At 65.1% G+C, this 23,332-nt stretch carries 23 protein-coding genes; 15 read left to right on the plus strand and 8 right to left on the minus strand.

Going from position 1 to position 23,332, the window contains the following annotated elements:
- Positions 1–22: 22 nt before the first annotated feature.
- The 3 genes from VSR71_RS10240 to VSR71_RS10250 form a co-directional block, all read right to left on the minus strand.
- On the minus strand, positions 23–631 hold the full coding sequence (locus tag VSR71_RS10240; RefSeq protein ID WP_342913750.1) for a cbb3-type cytochrome c oxidase subunit II: 609 nt from the start codon (positions 629–631) through the stop codon (positions 23–25).
- Positions 628–2,280 (minus strand): cbb3-type cytochrome c oxidase subunit I, encoded by a 1,653-nt coding sequence (locus tag VSR71_RS10245; protein WP_342913751.1) that lies wholly within the window; start codon positions 2,278–2,280, stop codon positions 628–630. Before VSR71_RS10245 ends, VSR71_RS10240 begins: the two co-directional genes overlap by 4 nt.
- A gap of 354 nt (positions 2,281–2,634) precedes the next feature.
- Entirely contained in the window at positions 2,635–3,021 is a 387-nt protein-coding gene (locus tag VSR71_RS10250) for a potassium channel family protein (RefSeq protein WP_342913752.1), read from the minus strand.
- A gap of 303 nt (positions 3,022–3,324) precedes the next feature.
- Between VSR71_RS10250 and VSR71_RS10255 the strand changes: the two genes are divergently transcribed.
- The 6 genes from VSR71_RS10255 to VSR71_RS10285 all read left to right on the plus strand — a co-directional run bounded on the left by VSR71_RS10255 (position 3,325) and on the right by VSR71_RS10285 (position 7,708).
- Positions 3,325–5,037: a SulP family inorganic anion transporter gene (locus VSR71_RS10255; RefSeq protein ID WP_342913796.1), complete on the plus strand. Its 1,713-nt coding sequence runs from the start codon at positions 3,325–3,327 to the stop codon at positions 5,035–5,037.
- The gene (locus VSR71_RS10260) at positions 5,037–5,321 is read left to right on the plus strand and encodes an RNA-binding protein (RefSeq protein WP_428979380.1); all 285 of its coding nucleotides are present in this window, start codon (positions 5,037–5,039) and stop codon (positions 5,319–5,321) included. The genes VSR71_RS10255 and VSR71_RS10260 overlap by 1 nt, the downstream gene beginning before the upstream one ends.
- Positions 5,322–5,583: 262 nt before the next feature.
- Positions 5,584–5,919 (plus strand): metalloregulator ArsR/SmtB family transcription factor, encoded by a 336-nt coding sequence (locus VSR71_RS10270; RefSeq protein ID WP_342913753.1) that lies wholly within the window; start codon positions 5,584–5,586, stop codon positions 5,917–5,919.
- Complete coding sequence (locus VSR71_RS10275) at positions 5,916–6,398, plus strand: ArsI/CadI family heavy metal resistance metalloenzyme (RefSeq protein ID WP_342913754.1); 483 nt, start codon at positions 5,916–5,918, stop codon at positions 6,396–6,398. The genes VSR71_RS10270 and VSR71_RS10275 overlap by 4 nt, the downstream gene beginning before the upstream one ends.
- Before the next feature lie 105 nt (positions 6,399–6,503).
- Positions 6,504–6,998 (plus strand): arsenate reductase ArsC, encoded by a 495-nt coding sequence (locus VSR71_RS10280; protein WP_342913755.1) that lies wholly within the window; start codon positions 6,504–6,506, stop codon positions 6,996–6,998.
- A 5-nt stretch (positions 6,999–7,003) separates the two neighbouring features.
- On the plus strand, positions 7,004–7,708 hold the full coding sequence (locus tag VSR71_RS10285) for an MIP/aquaporin family protein (protein WP_342913756.1): 705 nt from the start codon (positions 7,004–7,006) through the stop codon (positions 7,706–7,708).
- Between the two features lie 14 nt (positions 7,709–7,722).
- Here VSR71_RS10285 and VSR71_RS10290 read toward each other — a convergent pair whose 3' ends face one another.
- Both VSR71_RS10290 and VSR71_RS10295 read right to left on the minus strand, forming a co-directional pair.
- Entirely contained in the window at positions 7,723–7,938 is a 216-nt protein-coding gene (locus tag VSR71_RS10290) for a hypothetical protein (RefSeq protein WP_342913757.1), read from the minus strand.
- Between the two features lie 241 nt (positions 7,939–8,179).
- The gene (locus VSR71_RS10295; protein ID WP_342913758.1) at positions 8,180–9,562 is read right to left on the minus strand and encodes an FAD-containing oxidoreductase; all 1,383 of its coding nucleotides are present in this window, start codon (positions 9,560–9,562) and stop codon (positions 8,180–8,182) included.
- Between the two features lie 254 nt (positions 9,563–9,816).
- Here VSR71_RS10295 and VSR71_RS10300 point away from each other — a divergent pair, with 254 nt between their 5' ends.
- The 5 genes from VSR71_RS10300 to VSR71_RS10320 all read left to right on the plus strand — a co-directional run bounded on the left by VSR71_RS10300 (position 9,817) and on the right by VSR71_RS10320 (position 14,902).
- Positions 9,817–10,734, plus strand: a complete 918-nt coding sequence (locus VSR71_RS10300) for a GNAT family N-acetyltransferase (RefSeq protein WP_342913759.1) — start codon at positions 9,817–9,819, stop codon at positions 10,732–10,734.
- Positions 10,731–11,627, plus strand: a complete 897-nt coding sequence (puuE, locus tag VSR71_RS10305; protein WP_342913760.1) for an allantoinase PuuE — start codon at positions 10,731–10,733, stop codon at positions 11,625–11,627. The genes VSR71_RS10300 and puuE overlap by 4 nt, the downstream gene beginning before the upstream one ends.
- Before the next feature lie 124 nt (positions 11,628–11,751).
- Positions 11,752–13,005 carry an MFS transporter gene (locus VSR71_RS10310; protein ID WP_342913761.1) on the plus strand — a complete coding sequence of 418 codons (1,254 nt, stop codon included), beginning with the start codon at positions 11,752–11,754 and terminating at the stop codon, positions 13,003–13,005.
- A gap of 310 nt (positions 13,006–13,315) precedes the next feature.
- Entirely contained in the window at positions 13,316–14,383 is a 1,068-nt protein-coding gene (locus tag VSR71_RS10315) for an extracellular catalytic domain type 2 short-chain-length polyhydroxyalkanoate depolymerase (protein ID WP_342913762.1), read from the plus strand.
- A gap of 24 nt (positions 14,384–14,407) precedes the next feature.
- A complete protein-coding gene (locus VSR71_RS10320) occupies positions 14,408–14,902 on the plus strand; it encodes a hypothetical protein (RefSeq protein ID WP_342913763.1) in 495 nt (164 codons plus the stop codon).
- 80 nt (positions 14,903–14,982) lie between these two features.
- Here the strand turns inward: VSR71_RS10320 and VSR71_RS10325 are convergent, their stop codons facing one another.
- Both VSR71_RS10325 and VSR71_RS10330 read right to left on the minus strand, forming a co-directional pair.
- Positions 14,983–16,221, minus strand: coding sequence for an FAD-dependent oxidoreductase (locus VSR71_RS10325; RefSeq protein ID WP_342913764.1), 1,239 nt, complete (start codon positions 16,219–16,221; stop codon positions 14,983–14,985).
- A gap of 132 nt (positions 16,222–16,353) precedes the next feature.
- Positions 16,354–17,274, minus strand: coding sequence for a LysR substrate-binding domain-containing protein (locus VSR71_RS10330; RefSeq protein WP_342913765.1), 921 nt, complete (start codon positions 17,272–17,274; stop codon positions 16,354–16,356).
- Positions 17,275–17,454: 180 nt separating this feature from the next.
- Here VSR71_RS10330 and VSR71_RS10335 point away from each other — a divergent pair, with 180 nt between their 5' ends.
- Positions 17,455–18,447 carry a tripartite tricarboxylate transporter substrate binding protein gene (locus tag VSR71_RS10335; RefSeq protein WP_342913766.1) on the plus strand — a complete coding sequence of 331 codons (993 nt, stop codon included), beginning with the start codon at positions 17,455–17,457 and terminating at the stop codon, positions 18,445–18,447.
- Positions 18,448–18,519: 72 nt separating this feature from the next.
- The gene (locus tag VSR71_RS10340; protein WP_342913767.1) at positions 18,520–20,037 is read left to right on the plus strand and encodes an amidase; all 1,518 of its coding nucleotides are present in this window, start codon (positions 18,520–18,522) and stop codon (positions 20,035–20,037) included.
- 127 nt (positions 20,038–20,164) lie between these two features.
- On the opposite strand, the gene VSR71_RS10345 is transcribed toward VSR71_RS10340, so the two are convergent.
- Positions 20,165–22,276 carry an esterase-like activity of phytase family protein gene (locus VSR71_RS10345; RefSeq protein ID WP_342913768.1) on the minus strand — a complete coding sequence of 704 codons (2,112 nt, stop codon included), beginning with the start codon at positions 22,274–22,276 and terminating at the stop codon, positions 20,165–20,167.
- A 276-nt stretch (positions 22,277–22,552) separates the two neighbouring features.
- Here VSR71_RS10345 and VSR71_RS10350 point away from each other — a divergent pair, with 276 nt between their 5' ends.
- Both VSR71_RS10350 and VSR71_RS10355 read left to right on the plus strand, forming a co-directional pair.
- The gene (locus VSR71_RS10350) at positions 22,553–22,777 is read left to right on the plus strand and encodes a hypothetical protein (RefSeq protein WP_342913769.1); all 225 of its coding nucleotides are present in this window, start codon (positions 22,553–22,555) and stop codon (positions 22,775–22,777) included.
- Between the two features lie 13 nt (positions 22,778–22,790).
- Positions 22,791–23,318 carry a response regulator transcription factor gene (locus tag VSR71_RS10355; RefSeq protein WP_342913770.1) on the plus strand — a complete coding sequence of 176 codons (528 nt, stop codon included), beginning with the start codon at positions 22,791–22,793 and terminating at the stop codon, positions 23,316–23,318.
- Positions 23,319–23,332: the final 14 nt, after the last annotated feature.

Raw genomic sequence — 23,332 nt, forward strand, 5'->3', positions numbered from 1 at the left:
CCCGGAAGTCGTCGTGCCGGCGCTACCTGCCGGTCTTGCCCGTGGTGTCGTCGAGCGTGGCAAGCGCGGCGTAGGTATGGTCGAGCGCCTTCAGGTAGGCCACCAGGTCCAGCGCCTCGGGCGTTGCCACCACTACCATGCCGGGCGGCGCGGCGCCGGGAGGCAGCGTCAGGGCCCGTTCTCCGGGATCCGCAGCTTCCTTGACATCGAACAGGTACGGGTAGCTCGGCATGATGCTTTGCTGCACGTAGGCACGCGGCTGGTACAGGTGGCCGAGGTGCCAGTCCGCGCTCGGCTGGCGTGCGCCGATGTTGAAGAGGTCCGGCCCGGTGCGCATGGTGCCCAGCAGGTGCGGCCGGTCATAGTAGTAGTCCGCCGCCACCGAGGGCCGCCCCCACCCGCGCTTGCCATCCGGCGCGAACGACGGGTCGCGCGGCTGCTGCGAATGGCAATAGATGCAGCCGTTGCTGATATAGACCTGCCGGCCGCGCAGCTCGGCCGAGGTATAGGGCTTCAGCCCTGCCGCCGGCTTGATGTCATGCAACTGCATATAGGGCAGCACCACCAGTGCGCTGGTCGCCAGCGCCAGCATGACCATGCCCGCGCCGATCAGCAGCGTGATATTGCTCATGACCCGGCTCCTGCCTTGTGCAAATCGGCCAGCGGGAACATGGCCGGCTTGTCCCGGTTGGGTCCGAGCCCGAGGATCACGCAGACGAAATTGGCGATGAAGCACACGTGCCCGAGCACCATCAGCCCGCCACCGAACGAACGGGCCTGCAGGTAAGGCACCGTCAGCGTGACCGAATCCATGAAGGGCCTGGCGGCATCGAGCATGGCCAGGCCTTGCAGGGTGCCGGCGATCGTCAGGGCCACGAAGTAGATGCCGACGCCCACCGCGGCACACCAGAAGTGCGCGGCGATCAGGCCGGGATATGGCCATTCCCGCTGCGTGATGCGCGGCACGATGAAATAGATCGCGCCGAAGAACACGAAGCTGACGAAGGCGTAGAGTCCCAGGTGCGCATGGGCGACCGTAAAGTGCGTGAAGTGCGTGATGACGTTGACGCTGCGCAGCGCCTCGAACGATCCCTGGATCGAACTCAGCGTATACATCATGCCGCCCAGCGTGACGAAACGCAGCGTGGGCGAGTACAGCAGCGCCCTGAAGTGACCACGCATGGTCTGGTGCAGGTTCACCGTGAACGCGACCACCGGGATGATCATCATCATGCTCTGTACGATGGAGAGCGTGATCATCCACCCCGGCACCGGTCCGCCGACCAGATGGTGCCCCCCAACCTGCCCGTAGAAGAACGCGAGCGTCCAGAAGCCCAGCAACGACAGGCCGTACGACTGGATTGGCCGGCCGATGATCTTCGGCAGGAAATAGTAGATAGATGCCAGCGCCAGCGGCGTGTAGAACAGACCCAGCACACTGTGCCCGAACCACCAGTTGGTGGTCGCTTGCTCGACACCGAAATGGATGAGCGGAAACTTGGCGACCAGGTACAGCACCGGAAACCAGAACAGCGCGCAGCCCATGTACCAGACCGACACATAGAGGTGGCTGACCCGGGTGGACAGCAGCGTGAGCACCAGCGGCATGCCGATCAGGGCCCCGCCGACCGCGAAACAGATGCCGACCTGCCACGGAATCTCCAGCCACTCCATGCCGTCGGTCAGGCCGACCGCGATGCTGCCCAGGCCGGCGACCAGGCCGGCATTCCACAGCATCGCCCCCAGCAATGCGTAGTTGGCGCCGACCAGCCGTGTCTTCAGCACGCGCGGCAGCACGAAGAGCGCGATGCCCAGGCCGGCCATCGGTGCCCAGCCATAGGCCACTGCGTTGAGGTGAACCGTGCGGACGCGGCCGAAGGTCAGCCACGCCTGCGAGGCCAGCGCATCCGGCATATGCAGCTTGAGCGAAGCCGTCAGGCCGGCCAGCGAGGCGACCAGCAGCCATGCCATGGCGCTGCACAGGAAGATAAACACCACCAGCGATGACGAACGATCGGCTTCGGCCCGTGCGAACAGGTCCGAGTCGAGAGTCGGCGATGGCGCCGGCGGTTCGGCCGGGCCGGCGACAGCCTGCAACGCGGAACGCTGCTGGCTGGTGACTGCGGGTTCTTCGGTCCGCCCGATCTCATCCCGCGCGAATATCACCTCGGCGGCCTTCTGGGACCCGTCCAGCCATCCGTAGCGGACGCTGACGATAAACACGAGCAGACCGACCACGGACAGGATGAAAGCCGACAGGAGTATGGCGACTGTGCTCATGAAACCCTCCCAGGCCCGGACCTCTTGTGACGGTCCTGCGCTCCGGATGTGGCTACTGAAGGCGCAGTCCGATATGGCAAGGTGAACGACATGCAAACGCGGCACGCCACCCTTCCGCCACCGGGCAGCGCTCCGGTCTGGGCAGGCGGCGGTTCGCTGGCATGCACAATCCGCGTGCCATGCAGGGACGGCGGCACGAGGAAATGCATGCAATGTAGTCCATCGTCCGAAACTTGCCAAATTCGCTCCACATCGGCTGGCATCGAACGGTCGTGCGCACAGTGATTCCTTCCATTCACCAGACCTATCATTCAGTCGAACTGGAGGACGGTGCCTGCAGTCACGCGTGCTGGATCAGCGCGTCTCGATGCCCTGGCGGTGGGCAGCGGCCTGAACGCCGTAGACTGCCGCGGCAGTCACCAGGCCCGTGATCAGCACACCCTGCATGCCAAGCAGAACCGCGACGACGCGACCAATGTCGGTGGTGGGGACCACGTCGCCATATCCGATCGTCAACGCGGTAATGGCGCAGAAATAGGCGACCTGCCCGGCCGATGCCGGTGTATGGGTGGCGGCATCGACAGCCCCGCCCGCGTAGTGCATGACCGCGGCAAGCAGGCCGAACAGGATGAACAGGATGAACAGCACTGTACGGAGATACCAGAGAACCCTGGCGAATTCGCCGATCACGTGATGGGGCAGGATGTGCTTGCCGACTGCGCCGGCAGAGGTTTCGTCCATGGCAACTCCACTTGCGATTCGTTCTTGTGAATTCACAATCCCGGCATCGGACGCACGACAAAGCTCGCTCGCTGGAAAGAAACGCAAGAGACACACCGGGCGGATGGATGAGCTCGCAACATGCTGGCCACGTGGGCGCTGCCGTTACAGCAGTTTGACTCACAGCGGGCAGGCAACCAAACTGTAGGCGCCACTTCACGCGAACTCAGCACACGCCAGGCCCCAAACAGGCAAGACGGACAGCAGAAAGCCATGCCGCACCGGGCACCGGACCATCGTTCTCGCTCCACGCTGCGCAGCAGGATGCTTCGTGCACGCCGCCTGTCGTTGGGCGCCGCGAGCGTGCCGCTGCCTGGCTGGCTGCGCAGCTACCAGAAGGAATGGGTGGCGCCCGACGTGATCGCCGGGCTGACGGTCGCGGCAGTGGTCATCCCCAAGGCGCTGGCCTATGCAACGATTGCGGGACTACCGGTGCAGGTCGGCCTGTACACAGCGTTCGTCCCCATGCTGGTCTATGCGCTGCTCGGCAGTTCGCGCACGCTCAGCGTCAGCACGACGACGACGCTGGCGATCCTCGTTGCCGCCGCCTTCTCCAGCCTGGGGCCGAATCCCGGCACGGCGACCCTGGTCACCGCATCGGCCACGATAACGTTCCTGGTCGGCGCCATGCTTATCGCAGCGCGACTGCTGCGCCTTGGCTTTATTGCCGACTTTATCTCCGAGCCAGTGCTGATCGGGTTCAAGGCGGGAATTGGCATTGTCATTGTGGTGGACCAGATCCCGAAGCTGCTTGGGATTCATCTGCAGAAAGGAACGTTCTTCCACAACCTGCTTGGCATCGTGCAGGGCGTTCCGCACGCCTCCCTGGCCACCGCTGCCGTGGGAATTGCGATGGTCGCAACCCTGTTGTCCATGGAGCACTGGCTGCCACGCGCGCCCGCGCCGCTGATTGCAGTGGCAGTCGGCATTGCCGGCGTTTCCCTGCTTAACCTCCCGGCCCTTGGCGTGGCCATCGTTGGCAATGTGCCGACCGGCGTGCCGCCTGTCACCCTTCCCGATGTGGATTTGATGCAGCGGCTATGGCCCGGGGCACTTGGCATTGCGTTGATGAGCTTTACCGAAAGCATCGCAGCCGGACGCGCGTTCACGCAAAGCGGAGAATCGCCGCCGGCGGCGAACCGGGAATTGTTGGCGACAGGCATCGCCAACCTCGCCGGCGCTTTCCTTGGCGCCATGGCAGCCGGCGGCGGGACGACGCAGACCGCGGTCAACAAGATGGCCGGGGCACGCTCGCAGTTCGCCGGCCTGGTTACCGCGCTGGCGGCGTTGGGCACGATGCTGATACTCGCGCCATTGGTGGGATTGATGCCCGAAGCCACGCTGGCCGCCGTGGTCATCGTCTACTCCGCCACCTTGATCAAGCCCGCCGAGTTTCGCACCGTTCTGCATGTCAGGCGCACGGAGTTCAGCTGGGCCTTGATTGCCATGGCCGGCGTCGTGGTGCTTGGCACGCTGCAGGGCATCGTCGTGGCGATCATCGCGTCCATGCTGGCCCTGGCCTACCAGACCTCCGACCCGCCCGTGTACGTGCTGGCGCGCAAGCGGGGTACCAATGTGTTCCGGCCTCGTTCCGAGAACCACCCCCAGGATGAAACCATCCCGGGCCTGCTCATGCTGCGGCCGGAAGGACGGATCTATTTCGCCAATGCCAGGCGTATCGGCCACAAGCTGCGCCCGCTGGTCGCCGAAGCCAGGCCAGGCGTAGTGGCCCTGGACCTGTCAGGCGTCTCGGACCTGGAGTACACGGCCTTGCATATGCTCGCGGATGCGGAGAAAAAACTGCGCGAGGACGACGGCGTGCTGCTCTGGCTGGTCGGCCTGAACCCCGACGTGCTGGAAATGGTGCGCCGCTCGCCGCTGGGCGACACGCTGACGCATGAACGGATGTTCTTCACCCTCGACCTGGCGGTGGCCAGATACGAGGCAAATCAGGCAAATCAGGCAAAGTTGCCCTGATGGCCGCCATGTTGACGCAAGGGGTAACCATGTCACGCCTGCTATTGACGAATGTGGAACCGGGGACCACGGATGAAGAAGTCCGCGCCTTCCTCGACAAATACGGATTTCCTCCCAGCGATGCCATCGAACAGGTGCCGGGAGACGGCACGCGCCCGTCGGTCATCCTGGATTTCCATGAGGTGGACAACGAAACGCTGCACAAGTATGTCGGCCGTATTAATCACATGTTCTGGAAGAGCCGCGAGCTCTCCGCACAGATCCTGACCGAACGTTTCTCGTGATTGCAGCCTGCCCCTGTCTGGCGCTATCTGGCAGCAACCCAAAGGAAGATCTGTTCGATGAGTTGGTCGCTGGCCGCCGCCATGGCCCGCGCGCCTCCCGCAGCGTCGGCGCTCGGTGCCTGCGCGCTGGCCTGGAACACGGCACTCCGGACACGGCCGGGATTCACTTCACTCACCGTCAGGTAACTCAGCCCAACTGCCCGTTCTACGTGTCATAGAAAGTTCACTTTATCGGTTTCCATGTTTCGACTATATTGGAAACATGGAAGCCGATAACGCCCTTGAAGCGCTTGCCGCGCTTGCTCATTCGATCCGGCTGTCCGTGTTCAGGCTGCTGGTTCAGGCCGGTCCACCAGGACTGCCGGCTGGCCGCATTGCCGAGCTGATGGAAATGCCCGCGTCGTCGCTGTCCTTCCACCTGAAGGAATTGCACCGCGCCGGACTGCTTTCAAGTCGCCAGGACGGACGCTCCATCATCTATATGGCCCGGTTCGAGACCATGAACGCGTTGCTGGGCTTCCTCACGGAGAACTGCTGCGGCGGCAATCCGTGCTCTCCTGTGTCCAACTGCTCCGTCGCCTCCGAGCCGAAATCATGAAACGCTTCCACGTCCACGTCAGCGTCGCCGACCTGACCGCGAGCATCCGTTATTACTCGGCCCTCTTCGCCGCCGAACCCACTGTCGTGAAAGAAGACTACGCGAAATGGATGCTGGAGGATCCGCGCGTGAATTTCGCAATTTCGACGCGCGGTGCGGAGACCGGCGTCGACCATCTCGGCTTCCAGACCGACGATGCTGGCGAGTTGGCCGAGCTGAAGCAGCGCGCCGAAGCCGCCGATATGGCGCTGCTCGACGAAGGCGAGACCACCTGCTGCTATGCCCGAAGCGACAAGTATTGGGTCACGGATCCGCAAGGCATCGCGTGGGAGCACTTCCACACGCTTGGCAATGTGCCGGTGTATGGCGAATCCCGGAACATCGATGCGTCTGGCCAGGAATCGGCTTGTTGCGCGCCTCGCGCCCCGAAGGGAAAGCCGATCGGTATTGCGGTCAACTCCGAACCTTCCTGCTGCTGAGCGTGCGCCATCAGGACAATAAGCGACAACCCGATTTCGTCTTCACGGTATGTGACAGGCAGCGGGTGAAGTCTTCCCCGCATTTATTTCTGTTTCACACACCCCATGGCGACTAACGTATTGATCCTCTGTACCCATAATTCAGCCCGCAGCGTGCTGAGCGAAGGGATGTTGAACCATCTGGCCAGGCAATTCGGCCGGGACATACGCGCCTACAGTGCCGGAAGTTCCCCCAGCGGACGGATCAACCCGTTTGCCATCGAGGCGCTCGCCAACGCCGGCGTCGACGCCAGCGGTTATCGCAGCAAGAGCTGGGATGAGTTCACTGGCGACGGTGCCCCGGAGATGCGCATCGTCATCACGGTCTGTGACAGCGCGGCGGCCGAGGAATGCCCGTACTGGCCGGGAAGCCCGGTCAAGGTGCATTGGGGATATGCCGATCCCTCCAATGCGCCAGGCGGTGATGAAGGGAAGCGCCAGGCCTTCGAACTGACCCGGCAGGCCATCGGCTATCGGATGATGCAACTGCTGATGCTGCCGCTGGATTCGATGAGCAACGCCGAGTTGCAGGAACAGCTTGAGCGCATCTCCAGGAGTTGAGCGCCGTGATTGATTTGCGCAACAGATTGGCCGCCGAAGCGCTTGGAACAGCCTTGCTGCTCGCCGTCGTGATTGGCTCGGGGATCATGGCCGAGCGGCTTGCAGGCGGCAATGTCGCCGTGGCGCTGCTGGCCAATACGGCCGCAACCGTCGGTGGCCTGTACATCCTGATCGAAGTATTCGGCCCGATCAGTGGCGCACATTTCAACCCGGTGGTCAGTTCGGTCATGGTTGCGCAAGGAGAACTGCCTGGCGCCGCACTGGTTCCGTATATCGCCGCGCAGCTTGTCGGCGCGGTGCTCGGCGCATGGTTGGCGCATGCCATGTTCGACATGACGATCCTGCAATTCTCCGCCAAGGTGCGTAGCGGCCCGGGGCAATGGATTGCAGAAACGGTCGCAACTGCCGGCCTCCTGCTGGTTATCCTGCGCGCCCCGAACGGTCGTGCCTCCGCCATGGTCGCGGCGTATATCGGTGCAGCCTACTGGTTCACCGCTTCCACGTCGTTCGCCAATCCGGCGGCGGCATTTGGACGGATGTTCAGCGACAGCTTCGCCGGTATTGCGCCGGGCAGCGTACCGGGATTCGTGCTGGCGCAATGCGCAGGTGCCGCGCTCGGACTGCTGCTGCATCGGTTGCTCGAGCCACGCCATGCGCGCCATGGCCATCCGAATGTCATCGAGTCTTCCGGCGAGCATCCGGCCGATTGATTTCGGGGATGCCGTCAGCCGGCGAGAGGCGGAAACACGTACCACCCGCCATTGCGGTGGCGGAAGAAGGCAATGGACAGGCGCCGCGTCGCCTGGGCCGATTCGACACACACGACACAACCCTTATGGTTGGCAAGGTGCCTGAAGCAGGCGACCCGAGCCGGGCTGGCATCGCTGGGCGACAACCACTTTTCTACCAGCGCGTGTAACGAATTATCTGTCTTGCGCATCGTGTCACTCCTCTTGAGGCACGCCTCACTGGTACCGCACGCTGCATCGGCACGTCCTTGATTCAAGGCTAGGTGCGGAACACCGCCAATGCCTTCGGTGAGGGACAACAATACGCATCCGGACGCGCTGAATCGTTCGTAGGAAATTCCTGACAGGAGGTACTCAAGCACCGATCAGTGCACGCGTCCGCCGACTCCCGTTGCACTGCGCGGTCCTGTCGCCGACCCGGCTCTATCGACCTCAGGGAAGCAGATCCCTCAAGTCCTGCAGCAGCGTCGGCACCAGCTCGGACACCGTGGGATGGATGTGCATCGCGCGGCTGACCGTCGTATAGGGCGCCCTGGCATACATGATGTCGAGCAGCGAATGAATCACCTCGTCACCGTTCAGTCCGAGGATAGTGGCACCAAGGATCATCCGCGTGTCTGCGTCGACCACCACCTTCATGAAGCCCAGGCTCTCGCCTTTCTCCACTGCCCGTCCGACGCGGCTCATGGGGCGGGTACCGACCAGCACCTTCCGTCCGGATTGCCGCGCCTCGCTCTCGGTCATGCCGGCGCGGGCCAACGGAGGATCGATGAACATGGCATAGGCTGCAATTCGGTCAGCCACCTTGCGCGGGTCATTGTCGAGGAGGTTGGCAGCAACGATTTCATGATCGTTGTACGACGTATGTGTAAAGGCACCACGGCCGTTGCAATCGCCAAGCGCCCAGATGCCAGGGACATTGGTGCGCAAATGTTCGTCTACCTTGATATAGCCGTGGGCGTCGGTCTCGACCCCTGCCTTGTCGAGCCCCAAGTCGTCGGTGTTGGGCACGCGCCCGACCGCCAGCAGCAGGTGCGAGCCGTGGACTTCGGGCGCGCCGGCCGCGCAATCGAGCCCGACGGCAATATGATCGCCGTCCCTGCGCGCACTCAGGCAGTTGGCATTGAGCCGGACTTCGATTCCCTCGGCTTCCAGTATCTCCCGCACTGCCTGCGACACATCCTCGTCTTCGCGCTGGACCAGGCGCGGGCCTTTTTCGACGACGGTCACCCTGGCGCCGAAACGCCGGTACATCTGGCCAAACTCGAGGCCAATGTAGCTGCCGCCGATGATGATCAGATGCTCAGGCAGGAAATCCACCTCCATCATCCCTGAATTGGTGAAGTACGAGACCTGATCCAGCCCGGGCATGGGCGGAACCAGGGCCCGGCCGCCGACGTTCACGAAAATCCGGTCGGCTTCCAGCAGTTCGCCATTGACTCGCACACTATCGGGGCTCTCGAAGCGGGCATGACCCTGATAGACAGTGACGTTCTCCAGGCCACGCATCCACTTCTCCACACCGCTGCTGGACCGGCCCGAGATTTCGTCCTTGCGTGCCTTCACCCGCTTCATGTCGACGGCCACCGCCCCACCGACGGTCACACCGTACTCGCCAGCCCGCCGCGCCAGCTGGGCCGCGTACGCGCTGGCGATAAGGGTCTTGGTGGGAATGCAGCCGGTGTTCACGCAGGTGCCGCCAAAACGCGCGCGCTCGATGACGGCCAGTTTCATGCCCGCGCCGGCCAGCCGCGCGGCGAGCGCGGGGCCGGCTTGTCCGGTGCCAATGATGATCGTGTCGAATCCTTGGGCCATTACGATTCTCCTTGCCTGGTACGGTGCTCACCGCGGTGTGGATGACAAGAACCGCCGTCGATCACTGACAACTTTAGGTGAAAGTCCGCCAGTTGATCCTAAAGTGGAGAAAGCGTCTAATCATCCGGAGACACCGTGCTGAAGTTGCGTTCTGTTTGCATTGCACAAGCTGCGACTCCGGGAACCACGCCGATTGGACATGGCGGCACTCCCCCCAGCAAGCACAGTCCTGAAGCCGTCCAAAGGAGATTGCGATGCCTGACGATCTTGTGATTCGGAGCATGACGCGCGCCGAGCTGGATCAGCTGGTCGGATGGGCGGCAAGCGAGGGGTGGAACCCCGGCCTTCACGACGCGGCGCTGTTCTGGGCCACGGACCCGGACGCCTTTATCGCCGCGGAGCTGGATGGCGAGCTGATCGGCGGGGGCGCGATCACCTCGTACCACGGGGAGTTCGGCTTTATGGGCTTCTTTATCGTCCGCCCGGAGTTTCGTGGCCGGGGGCTGGGCAATACGCTGTGGCATGCACGCCGCGACCGGCTGCTTGCGCGGCTGCGGCCCGGTGCCGCCATCGGGCTGGATGGCGTCTTCGCGATGCAGGACTACTACGCCAGGGGTGGCTTCGTCTTCTCCCATCGCAACCTGCGCTTTCGTGTGGAGGTGCCGCTTGATCAGCCCGACTCGCAGCCCGACTCGCAGCCCACCCCCCAGCCCCGCTCGCCAAAGCCGCCGCGCCCGGATGATGCGATCGTCCTGCTGGACGAGGTGCCCTTCGACGACGTGCTGGCATACGACCGCACATGCTTTCCCGCCGCGCGCGAGGCCTTCCTGCGCGGATGGGTGCGGCAGGCGGACGCGCTGGCGCTGGGTTGCTTGCGCCAGGGCCGGCTGGCCGGATTCGGCGTGGTGCGCCGGTGCGGGGAAGGCTGCAAGATCGGGCCGCTGTTTGCTGACGACGCTGACGCGGCCGAAGCCCTCTACGCACGCCTGGCCGCCTTTGCATCGGGCGGCCCCTTGTTCCTCGATGTGCCGGAAAACCACCCGGCGGCCATGGCGCTGGCGCATCGGCACGGCATGGCGGAAGTGTTCGGCTGCGCGCGCATGTATCACGGGCCAGCGCCCGGCCTGGTGCACAAGCGCATCTTTGGCATTACGACCTTTGAGCTGGGATGATGCAGGCGCGCGACCTGGCCGGCTATGGCAACTCCCCGCCCGATCCGCGCTGGCCCGGCGGCGCGCGCGTGGCGCTGCAGTTTGTGCTCAACATCGAGGAAGGCGCGGAATCGTGCATCCTGAATGGCGACGCGAGATCCGAAGCGTACCTGCATGAGCTGCCCGGCCGTCCGCCGCGCGAGGCCGAGCGCGACTGGAGTGTCGAAAGCATGTACGAATACGGCGCGCGTGCCGGCGTCTGGCGGTTGCTCGACCTCTTCGCCGAGCGCGGCCTGCCGCTGACCGCGTTCGCGGTCGGTCGCGCGCTGGAGCTCAATCCGCGCATCGGGCTGGCGCTCAGTGCCGCGGGACACGAGGTCGCGGGCCATGGCTATCGCTGGATCGACTATCGTGACGTGCCTGAAGACGAAGAGCGGCGCCAGATTCAGCTGACGATCGCGGCGATCGAACGCATTTGCGGCAAGCGGCCGGTGGGCTGGTACACGGGTCGGGTCAGCGCCGGCACGCGGCGCCTTATCCAGGAGGAAGGCGGCTTCCTTTACAGTTCGGATGCCTACAACGATGACCTGCCGTACTGGTTCTCAGCCTCGCCGCCGCTGCTGATGATTCCCTATACGCTTGTCAACAACGACGCCCGCTACCTGCTGCCTGGCGGCTTTGCCTCTGGAGACGATTTCTACCGGATGCTGCGGGACGCGTTCGACCTGTTGTGGCACGAGGGTGCGCGCGCGCCGAAAATGATGAGCGTCGGACTGCATTCCCGCGTCAGCGGTCATCCCGGGCGCGCCATGGCGCTTGCACGGTTCCTTGACTACGTGCGCGGGCATGACGACGTGTGGATCTGCCGCCGCGAGGACATCGCCAGGCACTGGATGGCGCATCACCCGGCGTAACGTGCCGGTGCGCAGCCCTTGCACATCACGCCTGACCGCTCTGGCGTGTTGCGACCCATTGCTCCGCACGGCCCCGCCCCCAGGACGATGCTGGCGGAATTCGGTACGGCGCTGGCCATGACCTATGCATAAGAACCAACCCTCGGGCGCCAGCGCTCACTGGCTTCAACGCATCGCGCTGCCCTCCGGCGCAAGCGCCGACGCCTTGCCGCTGCTGGCCGGCCGCGCGCTGCGTGGCATCTGTGATGGCTATGTTGCCGTGCTGTTGCCAGCCTACCTGCTGGCGCTGGGCTTCGACCCGGTGACAGTCGGCCTGATCAGCAGCGCAACCCTGATCGGTTCTGCCCTCGCCACGATCCTGGTCGGCATCGTCGGGCACCGCTTCCCGCAACGCCGCTTGCTGATGCTGGCGGCTGCCGTGATGGTAGCGACCGGGCTTGGCTTTGCGGGTTTCTCCACGCTGTGGCCGCTTCTGGTGGTCGCCTTCGTCGGCACGCTCAACCCCGGCTCCGGCGATGTCAGCGTCTTCCTGCCGCTGGAACACGCGCGCCTGGCGGAAACGGTCTCTCCCGACAGCCGCACAGCGCTGTTCGCCCGCTACGGCCTGATCGGGGCATTCTCATCCGCCCTGGGCGCACTGGCAGCGGCCATCCCCGCATGGCTGGCCGGGCAGTCCTGGCTGTCGTCGCTCGATGCAATGCGCCTGATGTTCGTTTTCTACGGGATCACGGGCCTGCTGCTGTGGCATCTCTACGCGCGCCTGCCTGCCACGCAGCCCCATGGAATGCCCGTGGCGACAGCGCCATTGGGCCCGTCCCGTCCGATCGTATTGCGCCTGGCCATGCTGTTCAGCGTGGACGCGTTCGCGGGCGGGCTCGTCGTCAATTCGCTGCTGTCGCTGTGGCTGATGCAGCGTTTCGGCCTGAGTCCCGCCGCGACCGGCCAGTTCTTCTTCCTGGCAGGCCTGCTCACCACGTTCTCGCAGCTTGCCGCAGTGCCGCTGGCGCGCAAGATCGGCCTGCTCAACACGATGGTGTTTACGCATATCCCTTCCAGCCTGTGCCTGATTGCGGCCGCCTTCGCGCCCACCATGGCGATGAGCCTGGCCTTGCTGCTGGTTCGCAGCGCGCTGTCGCAAATGGATGTGCCAACCCGCACGGCCTATGTGATGGCCGTCGTCACGCCGCCTGAACGGGCGGCGGCTGCAAGCCTGACGGCGGTGCCGCGCAGCCTGGCTGCCGCGCTCAGTCCCGCGCTCGCCGCTACCTTGATGGCCCATGGCTATGCAAGCGCGCCGCTGGTCGCCTGCGGCCTGCTGAAGATCGCTTACGACCTCGCGATGCTGCTCGCCTTCCGTCGGATCAAGCCGCTCAACTGACTGGCCGGCTGCGATGGCTGACGGGGCCGCGCGGCAGTTGCAGCCGATCGCATCCGGTCAACCTTGAAGGGCCAGACACGGGAGCGGCGAAGCTGCCAGCCCATCGTGACCGCATCATGACTTGCCGCCGAAGATTTGTCTGGCAACCCCCATGTCGCTCGGCTAGTATCAGTTGTGCATTGCACCATGCGAGCCGCTGCGCGCCCGCTCCAAGACCTGATGTGACGAAAATCCGCCCGATCGCAACCCGCCCGGGCGTTGGTGCGGTCATGCCGGTGCCAGACAGAATCTCAACAAGGGAAGTGGAGACATGGCAGATAATCTTGACAGCCAGATCGTACAGCTCGGCGCGTATAACGTTGAAAAGGGAAAGAGCTCGATTTCGGGGCTTTCGTCAGGCGCCTTCATGACCGTGCAGTTGCACCTGGCCCATTCGTCGAGCTTTTGCGGCGCAGGGGTAATCGCGGGCGGCCCATATCGCTGTGCCGAGTCCTTCCGTTCGGCGTCGGCGGTAGCGGAGGATGCCTACGAACTGAATGCGCTGCATCTGTGCATGAACCCGCTGGTGCCGCAGACCGCGCCCGACGCCAGGCATCTTGCCGAGCTGGCGCATCAGACCGCACTCGCCGGCGAAATCGACGCCATTTCCAATCTTGCCGGGCATCGCGTCTATGTTTTCACCGGCAGCGAGGACAGCGTGGTGTATTCGAGCGTGGTGGCACGCACCCGTGAGTTCTACCGCCTGCTTGGCGTCAGCGCTGACGACATCCTCTATGACGACAGCGTGCCGGCCGGCCATTCGATCATCACCGACAATGCCGAGGATTCGCCGCTGGCCACCAACCAGCCGCCATATATCAACAACGGCGGATTCATCCAGTCCCACAGCATCCTGCGGCATATCTACGGCAAGCTGCACGCGCCTTCGCCACGTCCGGGCGGACGCCTGCTGCGCTTCGACCAGAGCGAGTTCTTTGGCAACGAGGCGCGAGCCAGCATGAGCAAATATGGCTATGCGTATGTGCCGCAGGCTGTAGCGGACGGCGCCGAGGCCAGGGTCCATATCGCCCTGCACGGCTGCAAGCAAGGCTACAACTATATCGACTTCACCTTCGGCCAGTCCGACTTCGCCAGCCAGCCCCCTTATGGCAACCGGTATATCACGACGACGGGCTACAACAGCATTGCCGACAGCAACAATATCATCGTGCTGTACCCGCAGGCCGAGGGTACGGATGACAGCCTGACGCAGAACCCGGACGGCTGCTGGGACTGGTGGGGATATTCCTGCGCGGATGCCGAGCGGCCCGACTACTACTCGCGAAATGCAATCCAGATCCAGGCCATTCAAGGCATGCTTAGCCGGCTTGGCGGTTGAGGGAGGAGCAAGATGGAAGGAACCATGATGAGTCCCCACGACGGCGCGCTGACCGTGCCGAAGACCGAGGCGGTGCCGGCACTGCACCACGCCCTCGCCATGACCCAGCCCGCCGCGATGCAGCGGGCCTTGATGCTCCAGACGCTGACGAGCGGGTGGGCCATGCGTACCGCCGGTACCGGAGCCAAGGCCCTGAACCTGGCGCCTTTCAGCATGGATACGCAACTGCTTGCGGAGTTGCTGCAGTTCCAGTCCGCGATCGTCCAGCGCCTGCAGGCGCAGCAGCAGGAATGGTTGCACGGCTGGGCTACCTGGCTGCAGGAGCGCGCGCAGGTCAAGCGTGCCAACACCGTATCCAAGCTGGTCGAGCAGGAATTCGACCTGCTCGCCCGCGCGGTGCTGCTGGCAAGCAACCAGATGGTCGACCTGATGACCCTGCAGGAGAATATCGAGGTCAACAGTGGCTACTGGATCGGACAAATGCTGGCCGCCAGAACCGAACAGGAAGCGCAGGCATAGTTGCTTGCGTGGCGACTTTGGCTGATGACAGCCAAAGTCGCCATTCCTTGCCCGTGATGTCGAAGTGCCCGCGCTCGGGTTCAGCCGAAGCGCACGGGATCATACGGCCGGGCATCGACCCACGGCTGCTCGCCGTCCATCAACTCGCCCAGCAGCCGGCCCGTGACGGGTCCCAGCGTGAAACCCTGGTGGCCATGCCCGAAGTTGAACCACAGGCCGCGATGGCGCGGTGCCTGTCCTACGATCGGCAACATATCGGCGACACACGGCCGCGCGCCCAGCCACGGCGAGTCCTCGACCGGCTCGCCCATCCGCACCAGCTCGCGCGCGTGGCGCTCGGCCTTATGCAGCTGGACCGGCGTCGGCGCCGCATCGTGATGGGCGAACTCGGCGCCGGTAGTCAGGCGCAGGCCACGCTTCATCGGCGCCAGGAGGAAGCCGTTCTCGACATCCAGCAGCGGCAGCGACGGCATGGATTCGGCTGCATAGTGGCGGTGGTAGCCGCGCTTGACGAACAGCGGGAAGCGGTAGCCGAGCGGCCGGATCAGCGCCGAGGCCCACGGCCCCAGCGCAATGACGGCGTTGGCGGCGTTGACCGGACCCTCGTCCGTTGCCACGGTCCAGCCGCTTCCCGTCTGCTTCAATGTCGTCGCGTCGCCGCGGCGCACGATGCCGCCAGACTGCGTGTACAACGCGGCATAGCGGCTGACCAGCTCGCCGGGATCCGCGACGGTCCACGGATCGCGCCAGTGGATGGCCCCGGCCAGCGGGCCGCGCCACGCCGGGTCGGTTGCGGTGATGCAGGCCTGATCGAGGATCCGGTAGTCGAGCCCGTGCTGCTGCCCGGTTACGGTCGCGGCACGCGCCGCCTCGTCGAAGGCTGCCGCGCTGCGATAGGCCTGGAGCCATCCCGACTTGCGCACGAGATCGTCCGCGCCGGCCAGCGCGATGAGGCGCTCGTGCTCGGCCAGGCAATGGCGGATGAGCGCGCTGTAGGCCGTGACGGTACTGGCATAGCGGTCGGGCGCGGATTCGCGCCAGTAGCGCGCCAGCGTCGGCAGCAGGCTGGCGAGCGCACCCGGGTGGTAGTGGACATCGTTGCCCTGCCGGGCCACCACGCGCAGCATGGCCATCCACTCGCGCGGAAAGGCGTAGGGCTGCACCGCTTCACGCTGGATGATGCCGGCGTTGCCATAAGACGTTTCCCTGCCCGGCTCCCGCCGGTCGACCAGCACGACCGCATGGCCGCGCTGGCGCAGCGCCAGCGCGGTGCAGACGCCGACCATGCCGGCGCCGAGTACAACGATGTCCTTTGTCATGATGTCTGATGCGGTGCTGCCGCACGGCAGGCTTGATCCCGGGATCCGAAGCCTGATTCTGCATCGGCGGCAGGGCCGTGCGGAATATCGTTCGCGAGCAATTATTGAAATCGGCGATTGCCTTTCCGGCAATCATCGGGTGCTGATGTTCGTGATGCCCTCGACGAGGTGTTGCACAAAGGCGCGTCCCGCGGGCGGCAGGTTGCGGCGGGCCAGCGTCTGGATCTCGATATAGCGCTCGTTCATTTCGCGGTCGCGCAGCGGTATGGCGGCAATGCTGCCCTCCAGCAGCCGTCGACGGACCGACAGCTCGCCATAGAAAGCGACGACGCCGCCACCGGCCGTCGTGAATCCGACCAGCGAGTCCAGGTTATTGCTGGAGAAAACGGTCTGGTAGCTCAGCCCCTGGCGGCTGCAGCTCGTGTCCAGCAGCTGCCGCAGCGAGCTTTCCTTCGGCGGCAGCGCCAGCGGGTAGCCGACCAGCTGCGACAGCGAGACCTGGCGCTGTCCGGCCAGCGGGTGGTCCGGCGCCATGATGGCCAGCACCGGCGCCGGATGGCGCAGCTCCACTTCGAGCTCAGGCTCGGGCAGCCCGCTCAGCGTGATGCCGATATCCGCCTCGCCGTCCCGGATGCGGCGCGCGATGTCGCCTTGCGAGCAGACGTCCAGGTCGAAGCGGATCCCGCCATACTTTTCCCGGAAGCTGGCGGCCAGTGCCGGGATGAAATCGTGGGCGATGCCCTCCACGCTTGCCAGGCGCACCTGGCCGACGCGCAGGCCGCGCAGCGCCTGGATATCGCCGGTGACGCGATCGATCTCCTGCTGCGCGCGCTTGGCGTGTGCGGCCAGCAGTTCACCCGCGGCGTTGGGCACGAGACCGCGGGCGCGCCGGTCGAACAGCAGCGTATCCAGCTCGCTTTCCAGCTTGGCGATCTGCCGGCTTACCGCCGACGGCGCCACGTTGAGCTTGAGCGCGGCGTCCTTGACCGAGCCGGTGCGCACGACTTCCAGGAAGTAGCGGACCGCAGTTTCCTGCAGGATGCGGTAGGACATGGGCGGAAGGTGATGGGGTGTTAAATGCGCCGACGGAGTCCATTCTATGGATTGCCATTTTGGCAATCAAGCGTTCGAAACATTGCCACGATTCCACGACGGATCGGTCGTACGATGGGTTCGACGCGGCCGGATCCCTTCCTCCGCGCAGCGTCGAGTCCTGTCTGCCGGAGCCCCTCCATGCGATCCACCGCTCACCGCCCCACCTTGTTCCTGTGCGCCTGCAGCCTGGCCGCCGCCGTGCTGGCCCCTGCTCCGGCCGCGGCGCAGGACGGTTATCCGTCCAAGCCGATCCAGCTTGTGCTGCCGTTCCCGCCGGGCGGCGCCACCGACCTGGTCGGCCGCACGATCGCGCGCAAGCTTGGCGAACGGCTCGGCCAGACCGTGGTGGTGGAGAACCGCCCCGGCGCGGGCACGGTGGTGGCAGCGGGCTACGTGGCAAAGTCGGCCCCCGACGGCTACACGCTGATGGCCACCTCGGGCACCACCTTTACCGTCAATCCCGCGGTCTACGCCAGGCTGCCATATGACCCGCAAAAGAACTTCGAGCCGATCGGGCTGATCGGCTCGACCGGGCTGGTGCTGCTGGCCAACCGCGACGTGCCGGTCAACAACCTCAAGGAGTTCGTCAGCGCGGTCAAGGCACAGCCGGACAAGTACTCGTATGGCTCGTTCGGCGCCGGCACCACCGCGCACTTCGCCGGCGAGGAACTGCTGAACCTCACCGGCACCAAGCTGCTCCATGTCCCGTACAAGGGCAGCGCGCCGGCAATGACCGACCTGATCGGCGGCCAGATCCCGTTCAGCGTCGATACCGTCGCCGCGGCGATCCCGCAGCTGAAGTCGGGCAAGATCAAGGCCATCGCGGTCACCACGGCGAAGCGCTCCACGCTGCTGCCCAATGTGCCGACCGTTGCGGAAAGCGGCTATCCCGGCATGGATACCAGCACCTGGATCGCGCTGGTCGGGCCGCGCGGCCTGCCCGCCGAGGTCCGGGCGAAGCTGGAGAAGGCGCTGGCCGACACCATTGCCGATCCGGCCACACGCAGCCAGCTGGCGGACAGCGGCATCGAGCCCTCGTTCGCGCCCGGCAAGCAGGTCGCCGCCATGATCGACAAGGAAATCCCGCAGATGCGCGCGATCGCGCAGCGCGCCAGCATCAAGCTCGACTGACCTTCCTGACACCGGCCGGTACCGCGACAGCGGCACCGCGCCACAGACTTTCGTTCCAGCTCCAAGCAACCGATGCAAACATCGCTGACCTCACTGAGCGCGGTCGAACTGCGCCGCCTGATCGGCTCCGGGGAAATCTCGCCGGTCGAACTGCTCGAAGCGTGCATCGCGCGCATCGAGGCCTACAACCCGCTGATCAATGCCATCACGGCCACCTGCTACGAGCGTGCCCGCCAGGAAGCGCGCGCCGCCGAGCGGGCGGTGCTGCGCAATGAACCGCTCGGCCTGCTGCACGGGCTGCCGCTCGGGGTCAAGGACCTGGAGGCGACGCAGGGGCTGCTGACCACCTATGGTTCGCCGCTGTTCCGCAACCATGTGCCGGCCGAGGACAACGTGCTGGTGGCGCGCTTGCGCGCGGCCGGCGCCATCGTGGTCGGCAAGACCAACATTCCGGAGATGGGCGCGGGCGCGAATTCGCGCAACGCGGTCTGGGGCGCGACCGGCAATCCGTTCAACCCGAACCTCAATGCCGGCGGATCGTCGGGCGGATCAGCGGCGGCGCTGGCTGCGGACCTGCTGCCGGTCTGCACCGGCTCCGACACCGGCGGCTCGCTGCGCATTCCCGCGGCCAAGTGCGGCGTGGTCGGGTTCCGCCCGTCGCCCGGCATCGTGCCCAATTCGCGCAAGCTGCTGGGCTGGACGCCGATCTCGGTGGTGGGACCGATGGGGCGCACCGTCGACGACACCTGCCTGCAGCTGGCGGCCTCGGCGGGCATGTCAGCGACCGACCCACTGAGCTACGCGGTGGACGCCAATGCGTACCTGTCGCCGCCGCCGGTCGACCTGTCGACGTTGCGCGTGGGCTGGACTGAAGACTTCGGCAGCTGCGCGGTCGATGACGGCATCCGCCGCGTGTTCCGCACGAAGATCGCGGCGATGCGCCACCTCTTCGCGCGTTGCGACGAAGTCAGCTTCGAACTTGGCGATGTGCACCGCTGCTTCGACGTGCTGCGTGCCGAGAGCTTCGTCGCCGGCCTGCACGACGCTTACCAGCGCGACCCCGCGGCGCTCGGGCCCAACACCCGCGCCAACTATGAAATGGGCGCGAAGATGTCGCTGGCCGACAGCGCATGGGCACAGGCCGAGCAGAACCGGATCCTGCAGCGCTTCCAGCGGGCCTACCAGCAATACGACCTGATCCTGTCGCCGACCACGCCCGTGTCGCCGTTCTCCTGGACCGACCTGTACGCCGACACCATCAACGGCGAGAAGCAAGAGAACTACTACCGCTGGCTGGCGCTGACCTATGTCGTGACGCTGACCACGCACCCTGCCATCGCGCTGCCCTGCGGCAGCGACGACGCCGGCATGCCGTTCGGCTTGCAGGTCACCGGCCGCTTCCGTGGCGACCTGCAAACGTTGTCGGCGGCGCGGGCCATGGAAGCGGCGTTCGCCGCGTCGCCGGCATTGCGCCGTCCGGTGCCGGACCTGGCATCGCTGCAGCCTGCCCACCCGGCACTGCGTTCGATTGTCACGGCGCCGCCGTCGGCCGGGACGGGACAGCAAGACGGCGGCATCTCAGCGGTCTAGGCCGGGAGACACTGAGCCCCGGGGACGGTCTACTGACCGATCCCCGCTCGCTATTCGCCAGAATACCGCCCAGGATAAAAAAACCGCCGGTTCTGCACCGGCGGTTTTCCTTCAAAGTCGCCAAGGCTCAGGGCAGCGAGTAGCCGGACAGCGCCTTCGGGAACTTCAGCAGCCACAGGCGCGTTTTGCGATCCACGACGTTGCCGCGCGTCACGCGCACACCGACCGCACCTGCGGCGCATTTGCCGTCGTTGACGATGGCGCCGTCGGCATCCACCGTGCACTCGGTGGGGTCGCCGGCAATCAACGCGCCTGAAGCGTCGACCATGCTGGTGCGCAAGCCGAAGTCGCTATCGTTGATGAGCGCCAGCGTCTGTCCGTCGACCACCGCCAGGCCCTCGGCCTTCTCGGCCCTCCAGCCGACCGCGTTCAGGTCAAGAAGCACGGTCTTCTTCAGCTTGACCACGTTGGCCCACGACACCGCGCTCGCGGTGGTGCCATCGATGCTGTTCTTCTCCAGTTCGATGCCGATCGCGGCAATGTCGGTGGCGCTGGACGGCACTTCCACCAGCATCAGGAAGTTGCGCACCGCGCCGTTGGCGTCGGCGCCCTGCTCGATCACGATGAACTTGCCGTTGCCGAGCGACACCAGGTCACCCAGCTTGGCGCTGCCGGTCCGGTTGCGGTCCCACTTCTCGCCGCTGGCGGCCAGCGCGTAGGTGAGCGGATAGGCGTAGAGCTTCGACGTCTCGGTCTTCGGGTCGAATTCGATCCAGCGGGCGAACTGCGCGTAGTCCTTCAGCTTGACCTTGTCGGTGTTCTTGCCGTCCTGGTCCAGGTCCGCGCTGTCGACGGTCTCGATGCTCTTGCCATTGGCGTCGAACGGATCGACCGGGCTTTGCAGGAAGCCGTGCAGCTTGCCGCTCGCGCTGTCCATGGCCAGCCCTTCCATGCCCCGGTTGGCGCGGCGGTGCTTGAGCACGTCGGGCAGGCTGCCGGCGGTGGTGCCGGGCGCATAGCGCTTGAGGATCACGCCGGTGGCCGCATCGATCTTGACGATAAACGGGCCGTATTCGTCCGAGGTCCAGAACACCTTGGCGGCGGCGTCGTACACGAGGCTTTCGCTATCCAGGCCCTGCGGATCAAAGGCGCCCTTGGCCGCGTCGTACTTCAGGGCATCCGACAGCGGGATCTCCAGGCTGCTGCCCACACTGGTGAACGGCAGCGGGCGGCCGCTGATACGCGTGGTGGCGTCGGCGGCCAGCGGCATCAGGCTGTCGACGGTCGCACCCTTGGCGCCCACCGTGATCACGCCGATCGACGGTGTGTAGCTGGGCGCCGGGAACATCTTGGTGATGCTGGTCAGCGTCGGGTTGCCCGGCACCGGCGCATTCGGCGAGTCGCCGTTCGGGCCGCGGTCGGTGATACCCCAGAATTCAAGTGAGCCGTTGGCCTTCGTGCCCTTGAATACCAGGCCCGAGCCGATAGCCGGGAAAAAGCCCTTGGCGAACTCCTTGCGCGCCGCCTCGTTGCTGCCTTCGTATGGGATGTACAGCGAATCCGGCGCGTTCAGCACGTACTTGGTGATCTGCACCTCGCCGCGGGCGCTGGCCTGGCTGATGCGGGTGGTGGAGGACTGGCCCAGCTCGGTCGCCAGCGTCGATTCAAAATGCTCGATAGCGGCGGCGCGCCGCGTCTTGCCAAAGGCGCGCTCGCTGTAGGCAGCTCCGGAGGCATCGGCCTCGTCCTTGGGCATCATGGCCTGCAGCGCCGTGTCGAAGGCATCGGCAGCGGCCGAGAAGTCCAGTGACTTGCCGGCGAAGGCGCTGGCCACCGCCGCCACGATGCGGATGCCGTTGGCGGGGTTGTCGTCGTCGTCGAGCGCCTGCAGGAACACCAGGCGGTTCTGCAGCTTCACGTCGTCCAGCGACGTCGTGCCCGCCATATCCGCCGGCGTGATGTCCGGCTTGCAGTCTGCAGTGCCGAGCGCGATGCCACCCACGTTGAACGTGACCTTGTCGCCCTGCTTGCAGTCGAACTTGCCATTCGCGCCGGCCCGGCCCGCCAGGCCCGAGGGGGTGGCGGCGTACTGCACGCCCTCGACCGCGCTGTCGAGCAGGCGTGCGCTGACCGTCGGCGTCTGCGACGCGGGCGTGGCCGGCGTGGTGTTGTCATCTCCTCCGCAGGCGGCCAGCATAAGCAGGCTGGCGAGCGGGATCAGTTTTGCCTTTCGGTTCATGTCCGTTTTTTTCTTGTTGACCCATGGCTCTGGGTGGGCAAATCGGACGATATGTACGTCGAGTGACATATTTGTGAACGTCAGCGCAAACGGCACCCGGCTCGCCTTCTGCACCTTGCGCTCAACTGGAAAGCTTGTAGTTACTGTCACCCGCGTAATTCTGCAATCGTGAAATTACCGAGTGAGCCCCGACGCCCCAAGCCCCTCGCCGCCCACCGCACTGGCATGGATCCTGCGGCCTTTCGCCGTTCCTGACCTACGAATCCTGGACCGACGATGAAAAATCCATGGTTGAAGAAGAATCCGTTGCTAAGCATGTGGCTGAGTGGCGCCAACACCGTGGCTGGCGCGGCACGGAGCCGGGCGACCGCCGAGAGCAAGCGTCAAGCCGCGCTTGCAACCAACGCCATGATGAAGAGCGCCACTGACGCCTGGATCGCATTGCTGACGCCGGTGGCGCCCAGGAAAAAGCGTACGCGGACCAAACGCCGCACGAAGTAGCCATTGGAAAGGCGTGGCCCGGGGGCTCGCGCAAGGAGGCCTGGATCTTCAGAACCTCGTTGCATCCGAGCGCACCGACATGCCGATCATCTTCATCACCGGCTACGGCGACGTGCCGATGACGGTGCGGGCGATGAAGGCCGGAGCAGTTGAATTTCTCACCAAGCCGTTCGACGACGAAGTCTTGCTGGAAGCCATCCGGCACGCCATCGAGCGTAGTCGCGTGGCATTGAGCGATGAGGCTGCGATGAAAGCGATCCAGGATTGCCACGCCTCGCTCAGTCAACGCGAGCGCGAGGTCATGGCGTTGGTGGTGTCCGGCCTTCTTAACAAGCAGGTAGGCGGCGAGCTTGGCATCAGCGAGATCACCGTGAAGGCACACCGCGGTCAGGTCATGCGCAAGATGAACGCCGGCTCGCTCCCCGAGCTGGTGACCATGGCCGCGCGGCTGCGTCTGGCCGGCGGTGCCGCGCCTGATCACTTCTCCGGCACCGTGCGCAACCTCCTCCCCGGCTACACAACGCTACGACAGAACGTCTGAGTCCGGGGACCGCC

It is taken from the genome of Cupriavidus oxalaticus (genome assembly GCF_038900635.1).
In the GTDB taxonomy this organism is placed as follows: domain Bacteria; phylum Pseudomonadota; class Gammaproteobacteria; order Burkholderiales; family Burkholderiaceae; genus Cupriavidus; species Cupriavidus oxalaticus_B.